Here is a 22470-nt window from a genome sequence, read left to right on the forward strand (position 1 = left end):
CCGAGGCCGCACAAAAAAATACCCCATATCGAGCCTCACTCCCGCTCGGCCAATTAAGCAAAGCCCTCGCTTGCGGGGGAGGGTTGGGGTGGGGGTGTCTCCGCGTCGGGATTGTCGAGAATTGCGGAGGATGCCCCCGTGTGGTGAGAGCCCTCACCCGCCGCGCGCGGGACGATGCTTCGCATCGCCCGGGGCGCGTCGGCCTCTCCCGCAAGCGGGAGAGGCGGAGCAAGCCGCGTGGTCCTCGTGCACCATATGCGATTGCCCTGACTGAACGCCGGATCCCTCGGCTTGATTTCTCGGAGGCCTCAATCCAGACTGCATCCCTGGATTGAACAACGTATTCGCACCACGCCGCGAATACCCTGGCATCCCGCCGATCGAGAGCACGTCATGCGTCCGACCGAAATTGCGATCTCGAACTATCGCTCCATTCGGCGGCTCTCCATACCCATCCATCCCTTGTCGGTGTTTGTCGGTGAAAATGGCGTCGGCAAATCCAATCTCTACAAGTCCTTGTCGCTGCTGCGCGACGCGGCGACCGGTCAAATCACCCGCACGATCGCCGATGAAGGCGGATTGAATTCGGTCTGCTGGTCCGGCATTCGCAAAAAGGGCGAAGACGGGCGGCTGCGGCTGTCGGCCACATTCGACAGCATGAGGTATTCCATCGAGCTCGGGTTTCCGAGCCCGCTTCAGGCCGCGTTTTCCGGCGAGCCGATGATCAAGGCTGAAACGATCGAAACGACACGCGGCAAACGCACGGTCAAGCTGATGGAGCGGATCAATTCGCTTATCAGCGTCCGTGGCGAGAGCGGCGCCTGGAACGCTCACAAGGATGCGGTGCTGCCGTCAGAGACCGCGCTTGCGGCTTTTTCCGATGGCAAGCAATGTCCGGAAATCGACCTGATCAGAAATGCGATGCTGGGCTGGCGATTCTATCATGACTTCCGCACTGATCCGGCGTCACCGATACGAAAGCCTTGTCTCGCGATCGCGACGCCCTCGCTCAGCGCCGATGGAATCGATTTGGCGGCCACCCTGGCGACCCTCTATGTCATTCGGGAAGACGCCAACGACCTGCAGGACGCGATCCAGGATGCATTCCCGGGTGCCGAACTCCGCGCATGGGAAGAAAATGGCAGGTGTGAATTCGATCTGCAATTGCCGGATATGCCGCGGCCGTTCAGGGCGCATGAACTATCCGATGGGACGCTGAAATACATCTGCCTGCTCGCGGTGTTCATGGGCTATCGGCTGCCGCCGTTCATTGCGCTGAACGAACCCGAGACCAGCCTGCATCCGTCGCTGCTGGCGCCGCTGGCCCGGCTCGTCGCCAAGGCATCACGCCGCGCCGACATCTGGATCGTCACCCATTCGGAACAGTTGATGGACGCGCTGCGAAGCGAGAGTTCGGTCCCGCTCCGCCGGGTGATCAAGTCGAAGGGCGCCACGGCGATCGAGGGCCTGACCATCGGCGGTGAATATCGCGACGACGAGGACGACGAGGAATCCGACGAGGACGACGATTCTTAACCGTCGTAGATCGAGCTGTCGTGCTACTGCGGCCTACTTCCGCAAAATCTTCGCCAATTCCCCGTGCACGAACTCATTCCCGCACACGACATTGCCCGTCACCAGGGCATCGCCCGGCGTGTCGATGTCGGTGATCGTGCCGCCGGCCTCGCGCAGCATGATCATGCCTGCCGCGATGTCCCAGGATTGCAAATTGCGCTCCCAATAGCCGTCGAGGCGGCCCGCCGCGACGAAGGCGAGGTCGAGGGAGGCGGCGCCGAAGCGGCGCAGGCCGGCGACGCGCTCTTGCATCGCGGTCATCTCGCGGCGGAATTCCTCGTGGTCGCCGCGGCCGATATGGGGCAGGCCGCAGGCCACCACGCATTCGTTGAGCTGGCGGCGGCCGGCCACGCGCAGGCGCTGGTCGTTGAGGAAGGCGCCCTTGCCGCGCTCGGCAATGTAGAGCTCGTCATTGGCGGGATTGTAGATCACGCCGGCGATGATCGTGCCTTCGCGCGAAAGCCCGATCGAGATCGCGAATTGCGGGATGCCGTGCAGGAAGTTGGTGGTGCCGTCGAGCGGATCGACGATCCAGGTGTGGCTCTTGTCGGAGCCCTCGCGCGTGCCGCCTTCCTCGCCGATGAAGCCGTAACCGGGCCGCGCCTTGGCGAGGTCCTGGTAGAGGATCTCCTCGGCGCGCTTGTCGGCCAGCGAGACGAAATTCGCCGGCCCCTTCAGCGAGACCTGGAGATGCTCGATCTCGCCGAGATCGCGCTTGAGGCTGCGGCCGGCGCGGCGCGCGGCCTTGACCATGACGTTGATAGTTGCGGAATACAGCATGAGCTTCCGGTCTTGATCGGGGGAAATGGCGCGAAATCGCACCTGTTTGAGGGATGGGGTGCCCTGCGGGGGCCTCAACGTCAAGTCATTTGGCCCCGAGCCATTTCCTGGCGGCAGCCTCGGCCTTGGCCCGGTCCTCGGCCGGCAGATCGGACAATTGCTTGTCCAGCTCCGGATCGCCCTTGCCGGCGGTCTTGGCCACCAGATGCCATTTGAAGCCCTCGACCTTGTCCACGGCCGTGCCCATGCCGTTGATCAGCACCCAGGCCAGCCGGTTCTGCGCGATCGCGCTGCCCTGGCGGGAGGCCTTGCGGAGCAGGGCTACGGCCGCCGGCTGGTTCTTCGGCGTGCCGGTGCCGTTGAACAGCGCGATGGCGTATTCGACCTCGGCATCGACATTGTCGGTCAGCGTGGCGACCTGGAGCAGACGCACCGCCCGTTCCAAATCCTTCGGCACGCCGGTGCCTTCCTTGTAGAAGGTCGCGAGCGCGTATTGCGCCTCGGGCAGGCCGGCATCAGCCGCCTGGCGCAGCAGCTCGGCGGAGCGCTTGACGTCCTGCGGCAGGGTCTGGCCGTCGAGATAGAGCAGCGCGAGGTTATAGGCCGCCTTGGGCTCGCCGAGCTTGGCGGCGGACGCCATCAGCTTGACCGCCTCGTTTTTGTCGACCGGGCCGCCGCGGCCGGACATTCTGAGCATAGCGAGCGCGAACATCGCCTCGCGGTCGCCGGCGTCGGAGGCGCGCTTGTACCATTGCAGCGCCTTGGCGTAGTCGCGCCGGATTCCCATGGCATTGGAATAGAGCTCACCCAGCATGGTCATCGCCTTGGCATCGCCGGTTTCGGCACGGGCGGTGGCGAGTTCGAAGGCGGTCTTGTACTGGCCGCGCTGATAGGCGCCGTACACCAGATCGACGTTGGGATTGTCGGTCGGAGGCGCAGGGATCACGGTCGCGGCCGGAGCCTGCTTTGGGGAGGCTGAAGGTTTGGGGGACGCTGAAGGCTTTGGTGCCGGGGCCGCTTCCTTCTTCTTGGTGATGGTGTGCGGCGTGGCCTTCGGCTTGTCCTTGGTTTTCTCGGCCGAAGGGCTTGGCGTTGCCACGGGCGGCGTGATCTGGAGCTGCGCGGCCGCGGGCACTGTGAGCAGCAGCGTGGCCAGGATGGTGATGCGCGGGAGCTTCATGACGGGCGCTAGCCGTGCTCCTGACCCGCAGGATTTTGGCCCGCAAGCGCCGTCGCATGAGCATTCTTGATCGCAGCGTCGATCTCGACCAGCGCGGCCTTGGGTCCGCGCGGATCGGCCCAGATCAAGTCGTCCACCAGCACGAAATCGGCGCCGCTGGCGGCGAATTCGCGGGCCTCCTCCAACGACAGGGCAAAGCCGACGCAGGGCGGCTCGAACAGCTCGGCCCACCAGTCCAGCCGTTCGGCGATCGCTTGCGACGACGGCCGCTGGCCCTTTGCGTCGGGCTCGCCGAACAGAACGTAATCCGCGCCGATCTCGCCCGCATCCATGGAATGGTGCCGCGTCGTCAGCCCGCCGACGCCGGCGATGCGATCGGGCTTGAGCGATGGCAGCGCCTCTTTCAGCGCGGCGATGCCGGGCAGGTGCGCGCCGTCGGCGCCGCCGCGTGCGACGAGCTCAGGATGGCCGTCGACGAGCAGCGCGGCGCCCGCTTTCTGAACCGGCGGCGCTAGCGCCTTGATCCGGGAGATCATGGTGCGCTGATCGGTCTCCTTCAGGCGCAGCAGCACGGCCGCGACGTCGGCGGCGGCGAGCAGACCGGGCAGCTCCGTGAGAAGCGAAGCGGGATCGTCGACGACAGGCGTCGCGAGATAAAGGCGCGGCGCCGGGCGCGGCGGAGGAGATTTGTTCGACAAGATCTAGGCCGCTTTCTTTTCCAGGCTGCTTTGCCATTCGCCTTTGGAGGCGAGGCCATTCATTCGCGCGCGGTGACTGAATGCGCTTTGTCCGGCCGCGACGTTCTCGGCTTTGCCCGACCAGGCCTTCTGCGGCGCGGCCTGCAGTGCGCGACCGTAGGAGAAGGTCAGGCCCCAGGGCAGGGGCCCGCGCTTGTGCATGGAGTTGAGATGCGCCGTTGCCTCTTCATCCGACTGGCCGCCGGAGAGGAAGGCGATGCCGGGTACCGCCGCGGGCACGCACGCCCTAAGCAGCCGTATCGTCTTCTCCGCGACCTCCTCGATGGAAGCCTGCTTCGGGCATTTTTTGCCTGAGATGGCCATGTTCGGCTTCAGCACCATGCCCTCGAGCGCGACGCGCTGCACGCGCAATTCCTGAAACGTCTTGTTGAGCACACGGCTCGTCACCTCATAGCAGCGATCGATGTCGTGATCGCCGTCCATCAACACTTCGGGCTCGACGATCGGCACGATCTGCGCGGCCTGGCACAGCGCTGCATAGCGCGCCAGCGCGTGGGCGTTGACGCTGATCGCGGTCATTGAGGGGATGCCGCTGCCGATATCGATCACCGCGCGCCATTTGGCGAAGCGCGCGCCGCGCTCGCAATATTTCTTCAAGCGCTCGGCGAGCTTGTCGAGCCCGACGGTGACGAGCTCTCCCGGGCACATCGGCAGGGGCTGCGTGCCCTCGTCGACCTTGATGCCGGGAATGGCGCCGGTCTGTTCGATCAGCTTGACCAGGGGCGTGCCGTCCTTTGCGTTCTGCCAGATCGTCTCGTCATAGAGGATGACGCCGGAGATGTACCGGCTCATGGCTTCGTTCGAGCGGAACAGCATCTCGCGATAGTCGCGGCGGTTCTCCTCGGTCGATTCCACGCCGATCGCGTCGAAACGCTTCTTGATGGTGCCGGAGGATTCGTCGGCGGCAAGGATGCCCTTGCCGGGCGCGACCAGAGCGGTCGCGATCCTGTTGAGCTCAGTCAGATTCATCGAGATGTCCTCCCAAAACGATTCTGCCCTTGCCGGTGAAAATAGACCGTTCTCGGGCAAATGCCGAGTTAACGTTCGTCGCAGGGTAAGGGGGAGGGCTTGTTCACCTCTCCCCGCCTGCGGGGAGAGGTCGGATCGCCCTTGCGATCCGGGTGAGGGGGTACAGGTCCCGCAGTCATCTCATCTGCGGAGAGAGCCCCTCACCCCAACCCTCTCCCCGCGAAGGGCGGGGAGAGGGGGAGGATAGAGCAGCTTCACGCCACCTTCGGGGCGAGCTCGCCCTTGGCGTAGCGCTTGGCCATCTCGGCCGTGGTCAGCACCTTCTTGATCTTGGAGGCTTGGCCTGCGGTATTGAATTCCTGGAGCCGCTGCTTGCACAGCTTGGTCATCGCTTCCATCGCGGGCTTCAGGTATTTGCGCGGATCGAACTCTTCCGGATTGTCCTTGAGCACTTTCCGGATTTGGCCGGTCATCGCCATGCGGTTGTCGGTGTCGATGTTGATCTTGCGCACGCCGTTCTTGATGCCGCGCTGGATCTCGGCGACAGGCACGCCCCAGGTCGGCTTCATCTTGCCGCCATAGGCGTTGATGATGTCCTGGAGGTCCTGCGGCACCGACGAGGAGCCGTGCATGACGAGATGCATGTTCGGCAGCTTGCGGTGGATCTCCTCGATCACGTTCATGGCGAGGATGTCGCCGTCGGGCTTGCGGGTGAATTTGTAAGCACCGTGAGACGTCCCCATCGCGATCGCGAGCGCGTCGACCTGGGTCTCCTGGACGAACTTCACGGCTTCATCCGGATTGGTCAGGAGCTGGTCGTGGCTGAGCTTGCCCTCGGCGCCGTGGCCGTCTTCCTTGTCGCCCATGCCGGTTTCGAGCGAGCCGAGCACGCCGAGTTCGCCCTCGACCGAGATGCCGCCGAGATGGGCCATGTCGGTCACGGTCTTGGTGACGCCGACATTGTAGCCCCAGTCGCCGGGGGTCTTGCCGTCAGCCTTGAGCGAGCCGTCCATCATGACCGAGGTGAAGCCGGCCTGAATCGCGGTCATGCAGGTTGCCGGCTCGTTGCCGTGGTCGAGATGCACGCAGACCGGGATGTGCGGATAGATCTCGGTCACCGCGTCCATCATGTGCTTGAGCATGACGTCGTTGGCGTAGGAGCGCGCACCGCGCGAAGCCTGGATGATGACGGGCGCGTCGACCTGGTTGGCCGCGTCCATGATCGCCAGCGCCTGCTCCATGTTGTTGATGTTGAAGGCCGGGACGCCGTAATCGTTCTCCGCCGCATGGTCGAGCAATTGACGCAACGTGATCCGAGCCATCTGTGTTTTTCTCCCGTTTGGGCCTGCAAGGCCACTGCTTGAAGGCGGCTGACGACTTGCCGACCGATTACTTGGTGCGCAGAACTTCGACGCCGGGCAGGGGCTTGCCTTCCATCCATTCAAGAAATGCGCCACCGGCTGTCGAGACATAGGTGAACTGACCGGCCACATGGGCCTGATTGAGGGCCGCGACGGTGTCGCCGCCGCCCGCGATCGAGATCAGCTTCTTGGCCTTGGTGCGCTCGGCGGCATGCTTGGCGGCGGACATCGTGCCGCGGTCGAACGGTTGCATCTCGAAGGCACCGAGCGGTCCGTTCCAGACCAGCGTCGCCGCATCGTCGATGGCGGCATGGACACGTGCGATCGACTGCGGACCGACGTCGAGGATCATGCCGTCGGCCGGGATTGCGTCGAGGCCATAGGCGTGCGACGGCGCGTTGGCCGCGAAATGATAGGCGACGGTGGCATCGACCGGCAGGATGATGGCGCAGTTGGCGGCTTCCGCCTTTTCCATGATGCGCAGCGCGGTCGCGGCGAGATCCTTCTCGGCCAGCGACTTGCCGATGCCGACGCCCTGGGCGTGCAGGAAGGTGTTGGCCATGCCGCCGCCGATCACGAGCGCGTCGACCTTGGTCACGAGGTTTTCGAGCAGGTCGATCTTGGTCGAGACCTTGGCGCCGCCGATGATCGCGATGACGGGCTTGGTCGGTGAGCCCAGCGCCTTCTCCAGCGCGACCAGTTCGGCCTGCATGGTGCGGCCGGCATAGGCGGGTAGCTTGTGGCCGAGGCCTTCGGTCGAGGCGTGGGCGCGGTGCGCGGCCGAGAACGCGTCATTGACCCAGATGTCGCCGAGTTTTGCGAGCTCCGCGACAAAGGCCGGATCGTTCTTCTCTTCCTCTTTGTGGAAGCGGGTATTTTCGAGACAGAGGATGTCGCCGTCGTTCAGCGCCGCCACGGCCTTGGCCGCGGGCTCGCCGATGCAGTCGTCGGCGAAGCCTACGGGCTTCTTCACGACCTTCGACAGCGCCTCGGCAACGGGCTTGAGCGAGTCCTTGCCATCGCGCCCTTTCGGCCGGCCGAAATGCGCGAGCAGGATGACCTTGCCGCCCTTGTCGGAGATTTCGGTGATGGTCGGCGCGACGCGCTCGAGCCGGGTCGCGTCGCTGACGCGACCGTTCTCCATGGGCACGTTGAGATCGACGCGCAGCAGGACGCGTTTGCCCTTCACGTCGACGTCGTCGAGGGTGCGGAATTTGTTGGTCATCGGAGGCCCTTGTCCCGGGCGCACCGCGGCGCGTAGTGCCGCCGTGCAGAACCGGGACCCAAATTGCGGCGAGTCCCGCGGTTGAATGGGCCCCGGCTCTGCGACGCAGCGCTTCACGCTGCATCGCGTCCGGGACACGAGAGCGGAGTTAGATCACCTTCGCCATCGCGACGGCGGTGTCCGCCATGCGATTCGAGAAGCCCCACTCGTTGTCGTACCAGGACATCACGCGCACCAGCGTGCCGTTCTGCACCTTGGTCTGGTCCATGTGGAACGTCGAGGAGTGCGGGTCGTGGTTGAAGTCGATCGAGACGTTCGGCGCGGTGGTGTAGCCGAGGATGCCCTTGAGCTGCTGCTCGGAGGCACGCTTCATCGCCTCGTTGATTTCCTTCGGATCGGTGGCGCGCTTGGCCACGATCTTGAGGTCGACGACCGAGACGTTCGGGGTCGGCACGCGGATCGCGACGCCGTCGAGCTTGCCCTTCAGTTCCGGCAGCACGAGGCCGATCGCCTTGGCGGCGCCGGTCGAGGTCGGGATCATCGACATCGCAGCCGCACGGCCGCGATAGAGATCCTTGTGCATGGTGTCGAGCGTCGGCTGGTCGCCGGTATAGGCGTGGATCGTGGTCATGAAGCCGGTCTCGATGCCGACGAGGTCGTTCAGCACCTTGGCGATCGGCGCAAGACAGTTGGTGGTGCAGGAGCCGTTGGAGACGACCAGATGTTCCCGGGTCAGCGTGTCGTGGTTGACGCCGAAGACGATGGTGGCGTCGGCGCCGTCGGCGGGCGCAGAAACGAGAACGCGCTTGGCGCCGGCGGTCAGATGCGCGGAGGCCTTGTCCTTCGAGGTGAAGATGCCGGTGCATTCCATCGCGATGTCGATGCCGAGATCCTTCCAGGGCAGCTTCGAGGGATCGCGCTCGGCGGTCACCTTGATCTTGTTGCCGCCGAGGCTGATCGTGTCGCCATCGACGGTCACGGTGCCGGGGAAGCGGCCGTGGACGCTGTCGAAGCGAAGCAGATGCGCGTTGGTCTCGACCGGGCCGAGGTCGTTGATGCCGACGACCTCGATGTCCTTGCGGCCGGACTCAGCGATGGCCCGCAGGATGTTGCGGCCGATGCGACCAAAACCGTTGATTCCGACGCGGACTGCCATGTTTCGTCTCCTTCAATGACCGTTGTCATCCCGCACAACGCGCTAGCGCGCCTGCGAGGGTTTTTTTAGGGCGGACGCCCGGTTCGGCCGGGCGGGGCTTGATCATATGAGAGTTAGGTAGTCCTTTTTTTCGGCAATCTCAACTCTCAGGAAACGCGTTTCAGAACGGCGTTAACCGCGGCCTCGGCGGTAATGCCAAAGTGCTGGAATACCTTGTTGAGAGGGGCGCTGGCGCCGAAGGAGTGCATGCCGATAAATTCGCCATCCTGGCCGATGACGGCGTCCCAGCCCCAGCGCACGGCGGCCTCGATCGCGACCTTGATGGGGGCGTTGCCGATGATCTCGTCGCGGCGCTCCTTTGGTTGCGCTAACAGGAGCTCAAGCGAGGGAACCGAAACCACCCGGGTCGGAATGCCGCGCTCGGCGAGCTGCTTCTGGGCGGCCACGGCCATCTCCACTTCGGAGCCCGAGGCGAACAGCGTCGCCTTTGCTTCGCCCTGGGCGGCCACCAGTTCGTAGGCACCAAACCGGCAGGGGCTTTCGTTCGGTGCGGTGGTGCGCAGCTGGGGCAGGTTCTGACGGGTCAGCGCCAGCACCGTCGGGCCGTCGATGCGGTTGAGCGCGAGCTCCCAGCACTCGGCAACCTCGATGGAATCGCACGGGCGGAACACGCGCATGTTGGGAATGGCGCGCAACGCTGAGAGATGCTCGACCGGCTGATGGGTCGGGCCGTCTTCGCCGAGGCCGATGGAATCGTGGGTCATCACATAGACGACGCCGGTGCCCATCAGAGCGGCAAGGCGCATTGCCGGCCGCGCATAATCGGTGAACACCAGGAAGGTCGCGCCGTTCGGCGCAAAACCACCGTGCAGGAAGATGCCGTTCATCGCCGCGCACATGCCGTGCTCGCGGATGCCGTAATGGATGAAGCGGCCCTTCGGCGTCTTGGCCGAGAACGCGGTTGCCGACTTCGCCTTGTTGTTGTTGGAGCCGGTGAGGTCGGCCGAGCCCGCCAGAAATTCCATCGGCATCGCGCCAGCAATCACTTCGATCACGGCTTCGGAGGATTTGCGGGTCGCCGCATTCATCGGCTTTTCCAAGAGCTCCTTCTTGTAGCCTTTGAACGCCTTCGCCAGCGCCGCTGGGCGCTCGTGGCGCAGCCGTCGCTCGAACTCGGCGCGCTTGCGGCTGCCGAGTTCGCCGAGCCTTGCTTCCCATTCCTGTCGTGCCGCCGCGCCGCGGCTGCCGGCCGCGCGCCAGGCCTTGAGCACGTCGTCGGGCACCGAGAACGGCTCCAGCGAAATGCCGAGATTTTCCTTGGCGGCCTTGAGTTCGTCGGCACCGAGCGCTTCGCCGTGCACCTTGTTGGTGCCGGCCTTGTGCGGCGCGCCGAAGCCGATGGTGGTGCGGCAGGCGATCAGCGTCGGCTTGTTTGATTTCTGAGCGCGCGTGATCGCGGCTGATATCGCAGCCTGGTCATGACCGTCGATCTTCTCGGCCGCCCAGCCGCACGCCTTGAACCGCTTCACCTGGTCCACGGAATCGGAAAGCGAGGTCGGACCGTCGATCGAGATGCCGTTGTCGTCGTAGAGCACGATCAGCTTGTTGAGCTTCCAGTGCCCGGCCAACGCGATCGCTTCCTGCGACACGCCTTCCATCAAATCGCCGTCGGAAGCGATCACATAGGTATGGTGATCGACGATCTTTTTGCCGAACTCGGCGGCGAGCATCTTCTCGGCGAGCGCCATGCCGACAGCGGTGGAAATGCCCTGGCCGAGCGGACCGGTGGTGGTCTCGATGCCCTTGGTGTGGCCGTGCTCGGGATGTCCCGGCGTCAGCGACCCCAACTGGCGAAAGTCCTTGAGCTGGTCGATCGTCATCTCGGGGCTGCCGATCAGATACAGCAGCGAATAGATCAGCATCGAGCCGTGCCCGGCCGAGAGCACGAAGCGGTCCCGGTCCGGCCAGTCCAGCGCGGCGACGTCGAATTTCAGGAATTGCGTGAACAGCACGGTCGCCATGTCGGCGGCGCCCATCGGCAGGCCCGGATGACCCGATTTCGCCTTCTCGACGCCGTCCATGGCGAGGCCGCGGATCGCATTGGCCATACGGTTGTGGTCGACCTGCGTCATGTCTGAAAATCCGTCTGAAATGAGGCGCTTGTGGCTGGATTTGGCCGCGCCGGAAGGAGCCTTTCGGCCGCTGGGGTCGCGGCTGGGATAGCATCTCGGTTCCGACAGGCCAAGGCAATCAAACGCCGGTTTGGCCGCAAAAGTTGCTTAGCAGTGCATAGTTTCGTGGCGGCGTTGCGCTCCGCTAGCTTGCCACGTAAATTTCTGCTTCTAACCGCTTGCCGAACCGAGTCTTTTGCCGGACGGCAAGCCCCCAGGGGATAGGCCACAGGTTCCGCCGCTGACTGCATGAACGATCGCGTATCCAACAGCTCTGCCATGACCGAGTCCTCGGCCGTCGAGATCGAGATCGCGACCCGCAGGCTCATGGCGGCGCTCGACTCGCTCGAAAGCGCGGTGGAGCGGCGGCGCGACGCCGATCGCGACGAGAACGAGCTCGCGGCGCGGATCCAGGCGCTGGGCGCGGACCGCTCGCGGCTTGCCGACGAGCTCGACGGCGCGCTGGTGAAGGCGCGCAAGCTCGAGCGCTCCAGCCGCGAGATCTCCGATCGGCTGGATTCCGCGATCGTTACGATACGTTCGGTGCTCGATACCGGAGAGGACGGATGAGCCACATCAACGTCACCATCAACGGCCGGCAATACCGCATGGCCTGCGAGGAAGGCCAGGAGGTGCGGCTGCTCAAGCTCGCCGAAAGCCTGGAGACGCGGATTCAGTCGCTGCGCGGAAAGTTCGGCGAGATCGGTGATGCCAGGCTCACCGTGATGGCGGCGCTGACCGTCTGCGACGAATTGGTCGATGCCGGCAATCGCATCCGCACCATGGAGCAGGAGCTGACCGAGTTACGGGATTTCCGCAACGCCGCCGTCGAGCGCGCCCGGTTGACCCAGACCGCGGTCGTGAACGCACTGAACTCCGCGGCCGAGCGCATCGAGAAATCGACCCAGGTCCTGAACCGCACCGTCGGCAACGGGATCGCCATCGGCTGACCCTTCACCGGGCTGGCGATTCGTCAGCATCGTTGTTACATTGCCCAAGCGGGGCTGCGACGCGCGTCAGGAGCCATTATCCCCGGGGCCTTATCGATCCTTTAGGGAACTGTCCCTGGCCGGGCCCGTGGGCTCGGACATATGGTGCCCACCTACTTTCGTAGGGAACTCCGGGATCGAGTGCTTCAACGGCGTTCGCGGCTTCGCACTTTTGTATTCGTCCTCCTGGTTCGTGCCTCTCGAATTGCGTTCCCGACAACCGGCAGTGTCATGCCCCGCGAAGGCGGGGCATCCAGTACGCCGCGGCGTCGATGTTTGATCACTGGCGTCTCTGGGATACTGGATCACCCGCCTTCGCGGGTGATGACGGCGGAGCAAGCGCACATGTCCAACACCAAAGCCGAACTCCGCGCCAAAGCCCTCGCGGCGCGCGATGCGCTGAGCGAAAAGAAACGCACCGCCGCCGCCGCCAAGCTCGCCAAGCGCGGGCTGCCGTTCCAGCTCCTGCCCGGCAGCATTGTGTCAGGCTATTCGCCGATCCGCAGCGAGATCGATCCGATGCCGCTACTGAAGACGCTCGCAGAGCAGGGTGCCCGGCTCGCACTGCCTTGCGTCACCGCGCGCGGCCAGTCGCTGATCTTCCGCATCTTCAATCCGAACGATCGCCTGATGCTCGGCCCGCTCGGCATTCCCGAGCCGTCGCCTGGGGCCGCTGAAGTCATTCCCGACATCATGCTGACGCCGCTCGCTGCCTTCGATCGTCTCGGCCACCGCATCGGCTATGGCGCGGGGCACTACGACCACACCTTCGCGCATCTGCGAAAAACCAAGACCATCGTCGGCATCGGGCTCGCTTTTGCAGCGCAGGAGATCAAGGCGGTTCCGGCACTATCCCACGACGTCGCGCTGGATTATGTGCTAACGGAATCCGACGTATTCGATTTCCGGAGTTCTGAAGTTGCGCATTCTGTTCGTGGGTGATGTCGTCGGCCGTGCCGGGCGCAATGCCATCGCCGAATATCTGCCCGGCATGGTCAAGGACTGGTCGCTCGATTTCGTCGTCGTCAACGGCGAGAATTCCGCCGGCGGCTTCGGCATCACGGAAGCGATCTATCAGGAGTTTCTCGATGCCGGCGCCGACGCGGTGACGCTCGGCAATCACTCATGGGACCAGCGCGAAGCACTCGTATTCATCGAGCGCGCCGAGCGTTTGGTGCGGCCGGCGAACTATCCGCGCGGTACGCCCGGCCGCGGCGCCGCATTGGTCGAGACCAAGAACGGCAAGCATGCGCTCGTCGTCAACGCTTTGGGCCGCGTCTTCATGACCCCGTTCGACGATCCCTTCGCAGCGCTGGAGCGCGAGCTCGGCGCCTGCCCGCTCGGCATCGCTGCGGACGCCATCGTCGTCGACTTCCATTGCGAGGCGAGCAGCGAGAAGCAGGGCATCGGCTTCTTCTGCGACGGCCGCGCCAGCCTCGTCGTCGGCACCCACACCCATGTGCCGACCGCCGACCACCAGATCCTGTCAGGCGGCACCGCCTACATGACCGATGCCGGCATGACCGGCGACTACGATTCCATCATCGGCATGCAGAAGGAAGAGCCGCTGCGGAGGTTCACCTCCGGAATCCCGTCAGGCCGCTTCGAGCCGGCGGCGGGCGCGGCGACGCTCAGCGGCGTCGCCGTGGAGACCGATGACGCGACAGGGCTCGCACTGCGGATTGCACCGGTGCGCGCGGGCGGCCGGCTGGAGCCGGCGACGCCGAAATTCTGGTTGAGCTGAGTTCTCGCGTAGCTCGCCACACACTCAGTGTCGTCCTGGCGAAAGCCAGGACCCATTACCACCGGCCGTGGTAATGGGCAGGCTCGCGGTCGAGGGCATCGCGCCAAACAGACAGTTGGGGTAATGGGTCCTGGCTTTCGCCAGGACGACAATGGGGCCTACTCCGCCGTCTGCTCCCTCAACCCCGCCACATCCTTCGCCGTCAGCTTGGACCCCTTCGTCCCGAACCGTGCCGTGACATAATTCGCCACCGCCGCAATCTCGTCGTCGCTATACGCGTCACCGAACGCCGGCATCGACAGCGCGCCGTCGGGCGTGTGGCGCTTGGTGCCTGACAGCACGATCTGCGCGACGTTAGTGGCGGCGGGGTCGTTGACGGCCCAGGTGCCGGTCAGCGTCGCCATCGGCGAGATCGGGCTCTCGCCGCTCCAGCCGTGACAGCTGGCGCAGGCGCTGGCGAACATTTTCTTGCCGCGCGCGTCCGCCGTAACGCCGTCCTTGTGTGAGGCGGGCGCAATGGGTGCGATGGTTGCGGGCAGGTCGGGCGAGGGCTGCGGCGGCACGCTGCGCAAATAAGCGACGATGCTGCTTATGTCCTCAGGCGCGAACTGGCTAAAACTGTGGTCGACCGCTTCACCCATCGGACCCGACGCCGAGCCGTGGCCCGGCGCATGGCCGAGCGACAGATAGGAGATCAGGTCCTCGTCGCGCCAGCTGCCGAGACCAGTGGCCTTGTCGGAGGAGATGTTGAAGGCGCGCCAGCCGGCCGTGATCGCGCCTGCAAATTTCTTGCTGTTGTCCAGCGCAAAGCCGAGATTGCGCGGCGTATGGCATTCGCCGCAATGTGCCAGCGCCTCCACGAGATACGCGCCGCGATTCCACTCCGGGCTCTTCGACGTATCAGGCGCAAAGCGCGTGTCGGGATTGAACACGGCCGACCAAAAGATCATCGCCCAGCGCTGATTGAACGGGAACGACAGCGTGTTCTCCGGCGGCTTCGCGCGCACCGCCGGCAGGCTGAACAGATAGGCCTTCACCGCCAGCACGTCCTCGTCCGTCATATAGGTGTAGGACGTGTAGGGCATCGCCGGATAGAGCCGGGCGCCGTCATGGCGCTTGCCGCGCTGGACGGCGTTGAGAAAATCCTGGTCGCTGTAATTGCCGATGCCGGTGTCCTTGTCCGGCGTGATGTTGGTGGAATAGAGCGTGCCGAACGGCAGCTTGAGGCCGAGCCCGCCGGAATAGTCCTTCTCGCCGGGCTTGGTGTGGCAGACCATGCAGTCGGCCGCCTTCGCGAGGTATTCGCCGCGTTCGACCAGGCTCGCCTTCTCCAGCTTTGCCGGCACGCCGGTCGGCTTGCCGGCACGGTGATCCGCCAGCGCCACCTTGGGGCCGCCGGCGAAGTCGAGCGGGCCGGGCCCGCGGATGATCCAGACGCCGAGCGCCACCACGACAATGGCGATCACGACGATGCCAGTGAGGATACGCATCTTGCCGCTCATGCCTTTTTCCCCGCAGCCAGCAGTTTCCGATCGATCGGCAGGCGCCGCAGCGCGACGCCGGTTGCCGCGTAAATGGCGTTGCGCAGCGCCGGCGGTCCGGCATTGACGCCGGCCTCGCCGATGCCGCCGGGCGCCTCGCCGCTCTTGACCACGACGACCTCGATTTTCGGCATCTCGTTGATGCGCATCATGCGATAGTCGTGGAAATTCGACTGCTGCACGCGGCCCTTCTCGATGGTGATCTCGCCATAGAGCGCGGCGGTGAGGCCGAACACCAGGCCGCCCTCGATCTGCGCCTTCACCGTGTCGGGGTTGACCGCGATGCCGGTGTCCACCACCGATGTGATGCGGCGGAGCGTGATCTCGCCGATATCGTCGATCTCCGCTTCGACCACGGTGGCGAGGAAGCTCGCAAATGACGGCTGCACGCAAACGCCGCGACCGACGCGCGGTGGCAGCGGTTGGCCCCAGCCGGATTTCTCGGCGGCGAGATTGAGCACCGCGAGCATGCGCGGATTCTTGGTCAGCATCGCGCGGCGGAATTCGACCGGATCCTTGCCGGCCTTGCGCGCGAGCTCGTCCATCGCGCATTCGACCGCGAACACGTTGTTGTTCGGACCGACGCCGCGCCAGAAGCCGGTGGGCACCGCCGGCGGTTCGGCGCGGACATATTCGACGTGGAAGTTGGCGAAGTCGTAGGGCGCATCCACGGCGGCATCGACCGCGTCGATGTCGATACCCTTCTGAAACGCCGGCGGCAGCCAGCGCGCCAGCACGGCGGAGCCGGCGACCTTGTACTTCCAGGCCGCGACCTTGCCGTCGACCAGCGATGCCGTGACCTGGTCGCGATAGACCGGGCGGTAGACGTCGTGCTGGATGTCCTCCTCACGGGTCCATATCACCTTCACGGGATAGTCGACCTGTTTTGCGATCTTCACGGCGGCCACCACCATGTCCGGCTCGAGCTTGCGGCCGAAGCCGCCGCCGAGCAGATGCTGGTTGACGATCACCTTGTCGACGGGAAGGCCGGCTGCCTTCGCCGCCTCCGACTGCACGCGCGTCATGATCTGCGTGCCGGTCCAGATCTCGCAGGCTTCAGGCCTGACGTGAACGGTGGCGTTGATCGGCTCCATCGAGGCATGCGCAAGGAACGGCAGCTCGAAGCTCGCCTCGAACCTGTCGCCGCTTGCGAGCCCCTTGGCGATGTCGCCGACCGATTTCGCGACCACGCCGTCCTTCTCGCTGGCGGCGCGCAGATGCTGCCAGATATCCTTTGTGCTGAGCTTCGCGTTCGGTCCCTCGTTCCACTCGATCTTGAGCGCATCGAGGCCTTTCTTCGCGGCCCACATGTGATCGCCGATCACGGCGACCGTGTCCTCGAGCACCACGACCTTGCGCACCCCCGGGATTTTCACCGCCGCGCTGTCGTCGACCTTGCCGACCTTGCCGCCAAAGACCGGGCAATTGGCTATCGCGGCGATCTTCATGCCGGGCAGGATCGCGTCGATGCCGTACACGGCCTTGCCGTTGACCTTGTCCGGCGTGTCGAGCCGCTTCAAGGGCTGGCCGATGATCACGAAATCCTTGGGATCCCTAAGCGGCACGTCTTTCGGCGGCGACTGGCCCTGTGCAGCCAGTGCCAGTTCGCCATAGCCGAGCTTGCGGCCACTTGCGGCATGCACGACCTCGCCTTTCGACGTCGTGCAGCTTGCGGGCTCGACCTGCCATTGCGCCGCTGCGGCCTGCACCAGCATCGCTCGCGCGCTGGCGCCGGCCGAGCGCAAGGGTTTCCACCAGGCACGGATCGAGGTCGAACCGCCGGTCGCCTGCAGGCCAAAGGCGGGATTGGCGTAGAGCTGGTCGTTGGGCGGCGCGTGCAGCACCGCGACCTTTGCCCAATCGGCATCGAGCTCTTCGGCCAGGATCATCGAGATCGAGGTATAGACGCCCTGGCCCATCTCGACCTGCGGCATCAGGAGCACGGTGCGGCCAGTCTCCTCGATTCGGATAAAGGCGTTCGGCGCGAACTTGCCGTCGGTGGTGTCCTTCGGCTGCTCCGGCTCGTTGACGGCGGCGCGCAGCGGCAGGTGGAAGGCGAGCAGGAAGCCGGTGGCGAGACCGCCGGTCAGAAGCGCACGGCGGGAAACGTCAGGAAGAGTCTTGTCGGTGATCATGGCGGACCTCACGACTGCCGGCCGGAGGCGGCCAGCTTGATGGCCTCGCGGATGCGCACATAGGTGCCGCAGCGACAGATGTTGCCGGCCATCGCTGCGTCGATGTCGGAATCATCAGGGCTGGGCGTTGCCGCCAGCAGTGCCGCGGCCGCCATGATCTGACCGGACTGGCAATAGCCGCACTGGATCACTTCGGCATCGAGCCAGGCCTTCTGCACCTTTGCGCCGGCCGGTGTGCTGCCGACATGCTCGATCGTGGTGATGGCGCGGTTCGCGACCGCGCTGATCGGCAAGACGCAGGAGCGTACTGCCTTGCCATCGACGTGCACCGTGCAGGCGCCGCACTGAGCGATGCCGCAGCCGAACTTGGTGCCCGTCATCCCAAGGACGTCACGCAGGACCCACAGCAGCGGCATGTCAGGTGGCGCGTCGAACGATTTCGTTTCGCCATTGATGGTGAGAACAGTTGCCATATGCATCCCCTTGCTCGCGCGATCGCTTACGGCGATCTAGTCAGCGAATTTGCGCGCACAATAATCATATCGATGCGAAACGATGAAGCGTCGACATTTCCGGCAATGCATATTTGCGCAGCGAGCGGGTCAGGCCATGACGTTCACGAATTTGTGCGGCGATCACTGCAGTGATTTTGGGCTAATTGATATGATAATCGTCATGTTTTGACGCTTTTGCTTCACATGCGCCGTTGATCGCCGCAGATGATCGTGCGAATGCGCAAAATCATGCGATGACGAAAGTCGTGCGATTGTGGAAGTCAGACGGCGACGCGGACTTCTGACGCGATCAATTGCAGCAACTCATTGTTGTGCCCTCTCCCCTTGTGAGAGAGGACAGCGACGCCGGTAGACGCAGGCTCACTCGGGTGAGGGGTCTCTGTCCGCGTATGGGCGCCGTTGTGGATCAACCGACAAAGGGGAGCCAGATCGTGAACGAGGCACCGCCGTGCTCCCGATTACTCGCTGATATGAATCCGTTGTGCGCTTCGATAATGGTGCGCGCAATGGACAAGCCCATGCCCATGCCTTCCGCTTTGCTGGTGTAAAACGGCTCGAAAACCTGTTTCAATTTGTCTTCTGGAATGCCGGGTCCGCGATCTGATACGGATAGCTCGGCAAACTGATCGGCGCGCGCAGTCCGGATGCTGATAGTGCGGCTTTCGTGAGACGTGTCCTTCATAGCCTCGACCCCGTTCAGCACAAGGTTCAAAATGACTTGTTGAAGCTGAATGCGGTCGCCGAGGATCGGTAGCGCATCGGACGTGATCACGTTGACCATTTCGAATTTTCGGCTGACGGTTAGCGCCGAAAGAAATCTGACCGTCTCTTGCACTACCTCGTTGAGGTCCAGTTGCTTCAATTCGAACGGCGCCTTCTTTAGGAGGCTGCGCATCCTGCGAATGACCTCGGTGGCGCGCCGGTCATCCTGTAAAATATCGTTCACAATTTCCCTGAGTTCAACAACATCGGAAAGTGCAGCGATATCGGGACGCTGCGATTGCAGGATCGCGGCTGCGGTTTCAGCGTTCGTCAGAATAGACCCCAGCGGCTGGTTGATCTCGTGAGCAATCGAGGCGGTCAGTTCACCAGCGGTCGCGAAGCGATTAACGTGAGCCAGTTCAGTCATGCGCTGTCGCGACTGTACTTCGGCGAATTGCCGACGACGATGTTCAAATAACAAAAGCGCGATCAGTCCCGCTTGCGCGAGGACAAGCGCGATAGTGAATGTGATTTGCCACCAATATCGCTCCCACAACGTGGGCTCCCGGAAGTAGACGGCGCTACCGGGCGGCAGATTGCGCTCGGCAATTCCCCACCGCTGCATTTGTCGCCAGTCGAATATGGGAGATGCAACGTCAACGAATGATGGCTTGATGTCGGCGATCTTTTCGCCATTGAGGATGCGAAGCGCGACCTTGGCGGCTTTGGTGCTTTGCTCAATCACGGAATGCATGGGGCCACCGACGATGCCGTCTCCAAAAAAAGATTGGTCGTGAGTAAAGATCGGCGCGTTGGCCACCTTGGAAAGTTGGAGTAACGCGCCGGGCCCCTCATACGCCACGCCCGCGGCGTCAACATTCAGCAAGAGCCAGAAGATCGCACTATGTGGCGGGAGGGTCGCTGCGTCCTTCTGAATTTCTTCAAATGAAAGTTCATTGTAGTATCGAATTTGTACTCGCCCGGCCAGCGGCGCGGTTCGTCGGCGCGTCTCTTCCAGCCAATACGTTTCGCTTGGAGATGCTCCAATTACGACTGCAATCGTGGTTGTTAGAGGCAAAACACTCAGAATGTTTTCGAAGAACTCGATGGTGTTGTTGGTCGACCCTACCACGGTGTCATTTTCGCCCAATTTATCGAAGGCCACGCGCCGCCGCTCCACAGCCGTCAAGACCATCGGCGTATTTGGGAAAAGCTCTTTTCGGTGTCGCTGGACAAAATTGGCGGCTGGGGCGCCAATGGACATGATTAGATCGGGCGGGTGCTGGGCATTAAGGGCGTGAAGATATTCGACGAACGGACCATCTGATTTGTCGTTACTCAGGCGAGCAACCACAAGCGAGTGGTCCTGAAACTCCACGTTGCTGCGCCGACTTATTTCGGATCGAATGGCCTCTGCATAAACGGTCCAGGGCTTGAACCGAAGGCCGAACGAATGCAGCATCAGAACACGTTTGGGCGCTGGATCAGCTGCATGACTTTGGCCTGTCGTCGCGATCAAAAATGCGACGGTCAACGCAGCGGTGAATCTCCGCACGCGACAGGTTCGCCATGAGTGAGGCAGCCAGAAAAGCATCGCACTCCGAGCCCCGATCCAAGTGGAGTACCGTATCCGCTCGATCAGATTATCAACAAGCGGAGACAAGGGAAACTACGGGGCAATTCTGACACGAACAGTCCGCAAGATTTCATAGCGGGGCGTCGCGCGGTCCCCGCGATACGCCACGTCGTCCAGAGTACCTGCAGACCGATGGCGCAGGGTCGCCATCGTCGGACGGTCACCGCCAGCGCTTGCTTGCGCGCACAGAGGGCCAAGTTGCGCTATCGCCGCGTCGCCACGGATTAATAGGCGCAAATATAGTTCCCGTAAGCATCGTAGCAACTGCGGCGGTACGCAGCAGTGCCAAGGGCAGCCGCGCCGACCGCTGCCGCTCCTACACCGTAGCCTCGATAGCCGTAGCCGCGATAGCCGCCACGATAGCCGTAGCCACGGTAGCCTGCGCCGCGCACTGCAACAGCGCCGCCGCCCCGCGGTCCTCGAACTGCGACCGCACCGCCGCGGTAACCGCCGCCGCCCCGATAGGCACCTCCGCCGCGCCGAGCCTCGGCGTCATCGGGGATCAAGCAGACGATGAGCAAAACGAAAGCGGCAAGAGGAGCGAGAATATAGCGGAGCATGATGGAACCCTTCCATGAATTCATTGAGCCCCGCTCGCGAGATTGCGGCTCCCTGTGCGCGTGGGCTTGATGTAGATCAATCGAACCCGCGCACTGCCACGCCTACGCTATGTTCAGCCGCACCTGAGGCGGCTTCCGTCACCTTTCGGTGACGCAAGTGCGAAGAGGGAGGTCCGCCATGCATCCGAGGAAGCTTCTTTCGATCAAGTCAGCGACGGTCGCGGGCATTGCCGCCAGCGGCCTGCTTGGGCTTGCAACCCTGTCGCTTAGTCCAACCCCAGCCAAGGCTGTGATTTACTGCCAGTACGTAGAATATCCCGCGGGTTGCGTTGCCCGGGCAGGCGTCGTGCTCAGGCCGCGCCCGGTGGCGCGCGCCGCAGTCCGTCATAACGCCGGTGGCAATGCGAATGGTGGCGTCAACCGCGTTGGAGCCGGGCGGTAAAGGCCGGTTTCGCAAGCCAGCAAGAAGCCGTCATCGTTTCGTCCCGGTGGCGGCTTTTCTTGGTCTGGCGGGGATAGTCACTAGTACCGCCGGGGCGGCATTAGGGCATGAAACACACTTGGTATGTCACTTTTGAAGTGCCGCCGGACGGCACACTGTCAAGGCGGCGACATCCGCGTCTAACGAACACGTTTGAAAGCGAAGCAGCAGCTAAGGATTTTGCGCGCACCAAATTCAACGACGGACTGATCGTCACTGCAGGGACTATCATCCCTCACTTTCCGAGAGTGTCGATCCCATCGACCGAAATCCCAACGTGGCTTGAAGCACCGAAACAAGTTGATCCAGATCAATAGCTAGGCCACGGACGCTGGTGACATGCTCTGACGGGGCAGCAACCGGGAGCCTGAACATGAATGAACGTTCGGAGCCGAAACAGGTCTGTCGTCGCAACGCACTCACTTTCCTTGGATACGCAGGGGTGTTTGGGCTTGTGGCTTCGTCCTCAATTTTTGCGGCCTCAGAGGCTGTTGCTCAAACCACCGCGCCAGCCGCCGCGCCTACTACGCCGCCAGCGGACGCGCCTAAGTCGGGTACGGAACGCCGCCAGGAGCGGCGCAGCGGGCGAACAGAGCGGCGGCAGGAGCGCCGCGCCGGCCGCACGGAGCGGCGGCAAGCACGGCGTACGGGACGCGACGAGCGGCGGGACGCACGCGACGGCACCACCACCGGCGCCGCGACGGAGCAGAAGAAGTAATCGTCCATCGGGGTAACAACAGCATCGGCCCGCGCCAGCGCGGGCCGCAGGAGGGCCGTTCGTCGCGCCGCCAGCGCAGGGCCCAGAATCGGGCAAAGGCCGGGCAGCGCATCAGCCCCACGGGCCGCGATCTGCCGGGCCAAATCCCACCGAGACGACGCGCACGATCAGGAACCGCGCGCAAGGGACACTCTACCGACACCGATATCGGTTTTGCTATTTGCGTCAGTCAGTTGCATAGAGCCGCATATTCCCAAGGGGAGAAGGGAAGAGG

Annotated in this window: 20 protein-coding genes and 1 other RNA gene; 8 read left to right on the plus strand and 13 right to left on the minus strand. The window is 63.7% G+C overall.

Annotation, left to right across the window (positions count from 1 at the left end; genetic code table 11):
• Positions 1 to 393 precede the first annotated feature (393 nt).
• Positions 394 to 1536 (plus strand): AAA family ATPase, encoded by a 1143-nt coding sequence (locus AC0L3A_RS31640; protein WP_007599928.1) that lies wholly within the window; start codon positions 394 to 396, stop codon positions 1534 to 1536.
• Positions 1537 to 1569: 33 nt separating this feature from the next.
• On the opposite strand, the gene AC0L3A_RS31645 is transcribed toward AC0L3A_RS31640, so the two are convergent.
• The 8 genes from AC0L3A_RS31645 to tkt all read right to left on the minus strand — a co-directional run bounded on the left by AC0L3A_RS31645 (position 1570) and on the right by tkt (position 11136).
• Entirely contained in the window at positions 1570 to 2355 is a 786-nt protein-coding gene (locus AC0L3A_RS31645) for an inositol monophosphatase family protein (protein WP_007599929.1), read from the minus strand.
• An 85-nt stretch (positions 2356 to 2440) separates the two neighbouring features.
• Positions 2441 to 3535 (minus strand): tetratricopeptide repeat protein, encoded by a 1095-nt coding sequence (locus tag AC0L3A_RS31650; RefSeq protein WP_007599930.1) that lies wholly within the window; start codon positions 3533 to 3535, stop codon positions 2441 to 2443.
• Positions 3536 to 3543: 8 nt separating this feature from the next.
• Positions 3544 to 4233, minus strand: coding sequence for a thiamine phosphate synthase (locus AC0L3A_RS31655; protein ID WP_007599931.1), 690 nt, complete (start codon positions 4231 to 4233; stop codon positions 3544 to 3546).
• 3 nt (positions 4234 to 4236) lie between these two features.
• Entirely contained in the window at positions 4237 to 5262 is a 1026-nt protein-coding gene (locus AC0L3A_RS31660; RefSeq protein WP_007599932.1) for a class I fructose-bisphosphate aldolase, read from the minus strand.
• Positions 5263 to 5516: 254 nt separating this feature from the next.
• The gene (fba, locus tag AC0L3A_RS31665) at positions 5517 to 6584 is read right to left on the minus strand and encodes a class II fructose-bisphosphate aldolase (protein WP_007599942.1); all 1068 of its coding nucleotides are present in this window, start codon (positions 6582 to 6584) and stop codon (positions 5517 to 5519) included.
• Between the two features lie 67 nt (positions 6585 to 6651).
• Entirely contained in the window at positions 6652 to 7848 is a 1197-nt protein-coding gene (locus AC0L3A_RS31670) for a phosphoglycerate kinase (RefSeq protein ID WP_007599944.1), read from the minus strand.
• 148 nt (positions 7849 to 7996) lie between these two features.
• The gene (gap, locus tag AC0L3A_RS31675; protein WP_007599946.1) at positions 7997 to 9004 is read right to left on the minus strand and encodes a type I glyceraldehyde-3-phosphate dehydrogenase; all 1008 of its coding nucleotides are present in this window, start codon (positions 9002 to 9004) and stop codon (positions 7997 to 7999) included.
• A gap of 146 nt (positions 9005 to 9150) precedes the next feature.
• Positions 9151 to 11136: a transketolase gene (gene tkt, locus AC0L3A_RS31680; protein ID WP_219682873.1), complete on the minus strand. Its 1986-nt coding sequence runs from the start codon at positions 11134 to 11136 to the stop codon at positions 9151 to 9153.
• A gap of 288 nt (positions 11137 to 11424) precedes the next feature.
• Here tkt and AC0L3A_RS31685 point away from each other — a divergent pair, with 288 nt between their 5' ends.
• The 5 genes from AC0L3A_RS31685 (at position 11425) to AC0L3A_RS31705 (ending at position 13908) form a co-directional block, all read left to right on the plus strand.
• Positions 11425 to 11745: a DUF4164 domain-containing protein gene (locus tag AC0L3A_RS31685; protein ID WP_026232773.1), complete on the plus strand. Its 321-nt coding sequence runs from the start codon at positions 11425 to 11427 to the stop codon at positions 11743 to 11745.
• Positions 11742 to 12125: a cell division protein ZapA gene (locus tag AC0L3A_RS31690; protein WP_007599950.1), complete on the plus strand. Its 384-nt coding sequence runs from the start codon at positions 11742 to 11744 to the stop codon at positions 12123 to 12125. Before AC0L3A_RS31685 ends, AC0L3A_RS31690 begins: the two co-directional genes overlap by 4 nt.
• 48 nt (positions 12126 to 12173) lie before the next feature.
• Positions 12174 to 12333: non-coding RNA, 6S RNA (gene ssrS, locus AC0L3A_RS31695), on the plus strand.
• Positions 12334 to 12509: 176 nt separating this feature from the next.
• A complete protein-coding gene (locus AC0L3A_RS31700; RefSeq protein WP_219682872.1) occupies positions 12510 to 13106 on the plus strand; it encodes a 5-formyltetrahydrofolate cyclo-ligase in 597 nt (198 codons plus the stop codon).
• Positions 13084 to 13908, plus strand: coding sequence for a TIGR00282 family metallophosphoesterase (locus AC0L3A_RS31705; RefSeq protein WP_007599952.1), 825 nt, complete (start codon positions 13084 to 13086; stop codon positions 13906 to 13908). Before AC0L3A_RS31700 ends, AC0L3A_RS31705 begins: the two co-directional genes overlap by 23 nt.
• 158 nt (positions 13909 to 14066) lie before the next feature.
• On the opposite strand, the gene AC0L3A_RS31710 is transcribed toward AC0L3A_RS31705, so the two are convergent.
• The 5 genes from AC0L3A_RS31710 to AC0L3A_RS31730 all read right to left on the minus strand — a co-directional run bounded on the left by AC0L3A_RS31710 (position 14067) and on the right by AC0L3A_RS31730 (position 20997).
• Positions 14067 to 15410 carry a c-type cytochrome gene (locus AC0L3A_RS31710; protein ID WP_473255842.1) on the minus strand — a complete coding sequence of 448 codons (1344 nt, stop codon included), beginning with the start codon at positions 15408 to 15410 and terminating at the stop codon, positions 14067 to 14069.
• Positions 15407 to 17584 (minus strand): xanthine dehydrogenase family protein molybdopterin-binding subunit, encoded by a 2178-nt coding sequence (locus AC0L3A_RS31715; protein WP_473255843.1) that lies wholly within the window; start codon positions 17582 to 17584, stop codon positions 15407 to 15409. Before AC0L3A_RS31715 ends, AC0L3A_RS31710 begins: the two co-directional genes overlap by 4 nt.
• An 8-nt stretch (positions 17585 to 17592) precedes the next feature.
• Entirely contained in the window at positions 17593 to 18057 is a 465-nt protein-coding gene (locus tag AC0L3A_RS31720) for a (2Fe-2S)-binding protein (protein WP_198288264.1), read from the minus strand.
• A gap of 448 nt (positions 18058 to 18505) precedes the next feature.
• Positions 18506 to 20395 carry a sensor histidine kinase gene (locus tag AC0L3A_RS31725; protein ID WP_354128647.1) on the minus strand — a complete coding sequence of 630 codons (1890 nt, stop codon included), beginning with the start codon at positions 20393 to 20395 and terminating at the stop codon, positions 18506 to 18508.
• 266 nt (positions 20396 to 20661) lie between these two features.
• Entirely contained in the window at positions 20662 to 20997 is a 336-nt protein-coding gene (locus AC0L3A_RS31730; protein WP_245285968.1) for a hypothetical protein, read from the minus strand.
• A 178-nt stretch (positions 20998 to 21175) separates the two neighbouring features.
• On the opposite strand from AC0L3A_RS31730, the gene AC0L3A_RS31735 reads away from it, so the two are divergent.
• On the plus strand, positions 21176 to 21439 hold the full coding sequence (locus AC0L3A_RS31735) for a hypothetical protein (RefSeq protein ID WP_007599963.1): 264 nt from the start codon (positions 21176 to 21178) through the stop codon (positions 21437 to 21439).
• Positions 21440 to 21546: 107 nt separating this feature from the next.
• Positions 21547 to 21795: a hypothetical protein gene (locus tag AC0L3A_RS31740; protein WP_007599964.1), complete on the plus strand. Its 249-nt coding sequence runs from the start codon at positions 21547 to 21549 to the stop codon at positions 21793 to 21795.
• The last annotated feature ends 675 nt before the right edge of the window (positions 21796 to 22470 follow it).

This window comes from Bradyrhizobium sp. MI1.3 (genome assembly GCF_055811695.1).

Bases quoted from the DNA above. Each gene is read 5' to 3' on its own strand.
- AC0L3A_RS31640 (WP_007599928.1), top strand. From the start codon at position 394: ATGCGTCCGACCGAAATTGCGATCTCGAACTATCGCTCCATTCGGCGG.
- AC0L3A_RS31645 (WP_007599929.1), bottom strand. From the start codon at position 2,355: ATGCTGTATTCCGCAACTATCAACGTCATGGTCAAGGCCGCGCGCCGC.
- AC0L3A_RS31650 (WP_007599930.1), bottom strand. From the start codon at position 3,535: ATGAAGCTCCCGCGCATCACCATCCTGGCCACGCTGCTGCTCACAGTG.
- AC0L3A_RS31660 (WP_007599932.1), bottom strand. From the start codon at position 5,262: ATGAATCTGACTGAGCTCAACAGGATCGCGACCGCTCTGGTCGCGCCC.
- fba (WP_007599942.1), bottom strand. From the start codon at position 6,584: ATGGCTCGGATCACGTTGCGTCAATTGCTCGACCATGCGGCGGAGAAC.
- AC0L3A_RS31670 (WP_007599944.1), bottom strand. From the start codon at position 7,848: ATGACCAACAAATTCCGCACCCTCGACGACGTCGACGTGAAGGGCAAA.
- gap (WP_007599946.1), bottom strand. From the start codon at position 9,004: ATGGCAGTCCGCGTCGGAATCAACGGTTTTGGTCGCATCGGCCGCAAC.
- tkt (WP_219682873.1), bottom strand. From the start codon at position 11,136: ATGACGCAGGTCGACCACAACCGTATGGCCAATGCGATCCGCGGCCTC.
- AC0L3A_RS31685 (WP_026232773.1), top strand. From the start codon at position 11,425: ATGAACGATCGCGTATCCAACAGCTCTGCCATGACCGAGTCCTCGGCC.
- AC0L3A_RS31690 (WP_007599950.1), top strand. From the start codon at position 11,742: ATGAGCCACATCAACGTCACCATCAACGGCCGGCAATACCGCATGGCC.
- AC0L3A_RS31700 (WP_219682872.1), top strand. From the start codon at position 12,510: ATGTCCAACACCAAAGCCGAACTCCGCGCCAAAGCCCTCGCGGCGCGC.
- AC0L3A_RS31710 (WP_473255842.1), bottom strand. From the start codon at position 15,410: ATGAGCGGCAAGATGCGTATCCTCACTGGCATCGTCGTGATCGCCATT.
- AC0L3A_RS31715 (WP_473255843.1), bottom strand. From the start codon at position 17,584: ATGATCACCGACAAGACTCTTCCTGACGTTTCCCGCCGTGCGCTTCTG.
- AC0L3A_RS31720 (WP_198288264.1), bottom strand. From the start codon at position 18,057: ATGGCAACTGTTCTCACCATCAATGGCGAAACGAAATCGTTCGACGCG.
- AC0L3A_RS31725 (WP_354128647.1), bottom strand. From the start codon at position 20,395: ATGCTTTTCTGGCTGCCTCACTCATGGCGAACCTGTCGCGTGCGGAGA.
- AC0L3A_RS31730 (WP_245285968.1), bottom strand. From the start codon at position 20,997: ATGCTCCGCTATATTCTCGCTCCTCTTGCCGCTTTCGTTTTGCTCATC.
- AC0L3A_RS31735 (WP_007599963.1), top strand. From the start codon at position 21,176: ATGCATCCGAGGAAGCTTCTTTCGATCAAGTCAGCGACGGTCGCGGGC.
- AC0L3A_RS31740 (WP_007599964.1), top strand. From the start codon at position 21,547: ATGAAACACACTTGGTATGTCACTTTTGAAGTGCCGCCGGACGGCACA.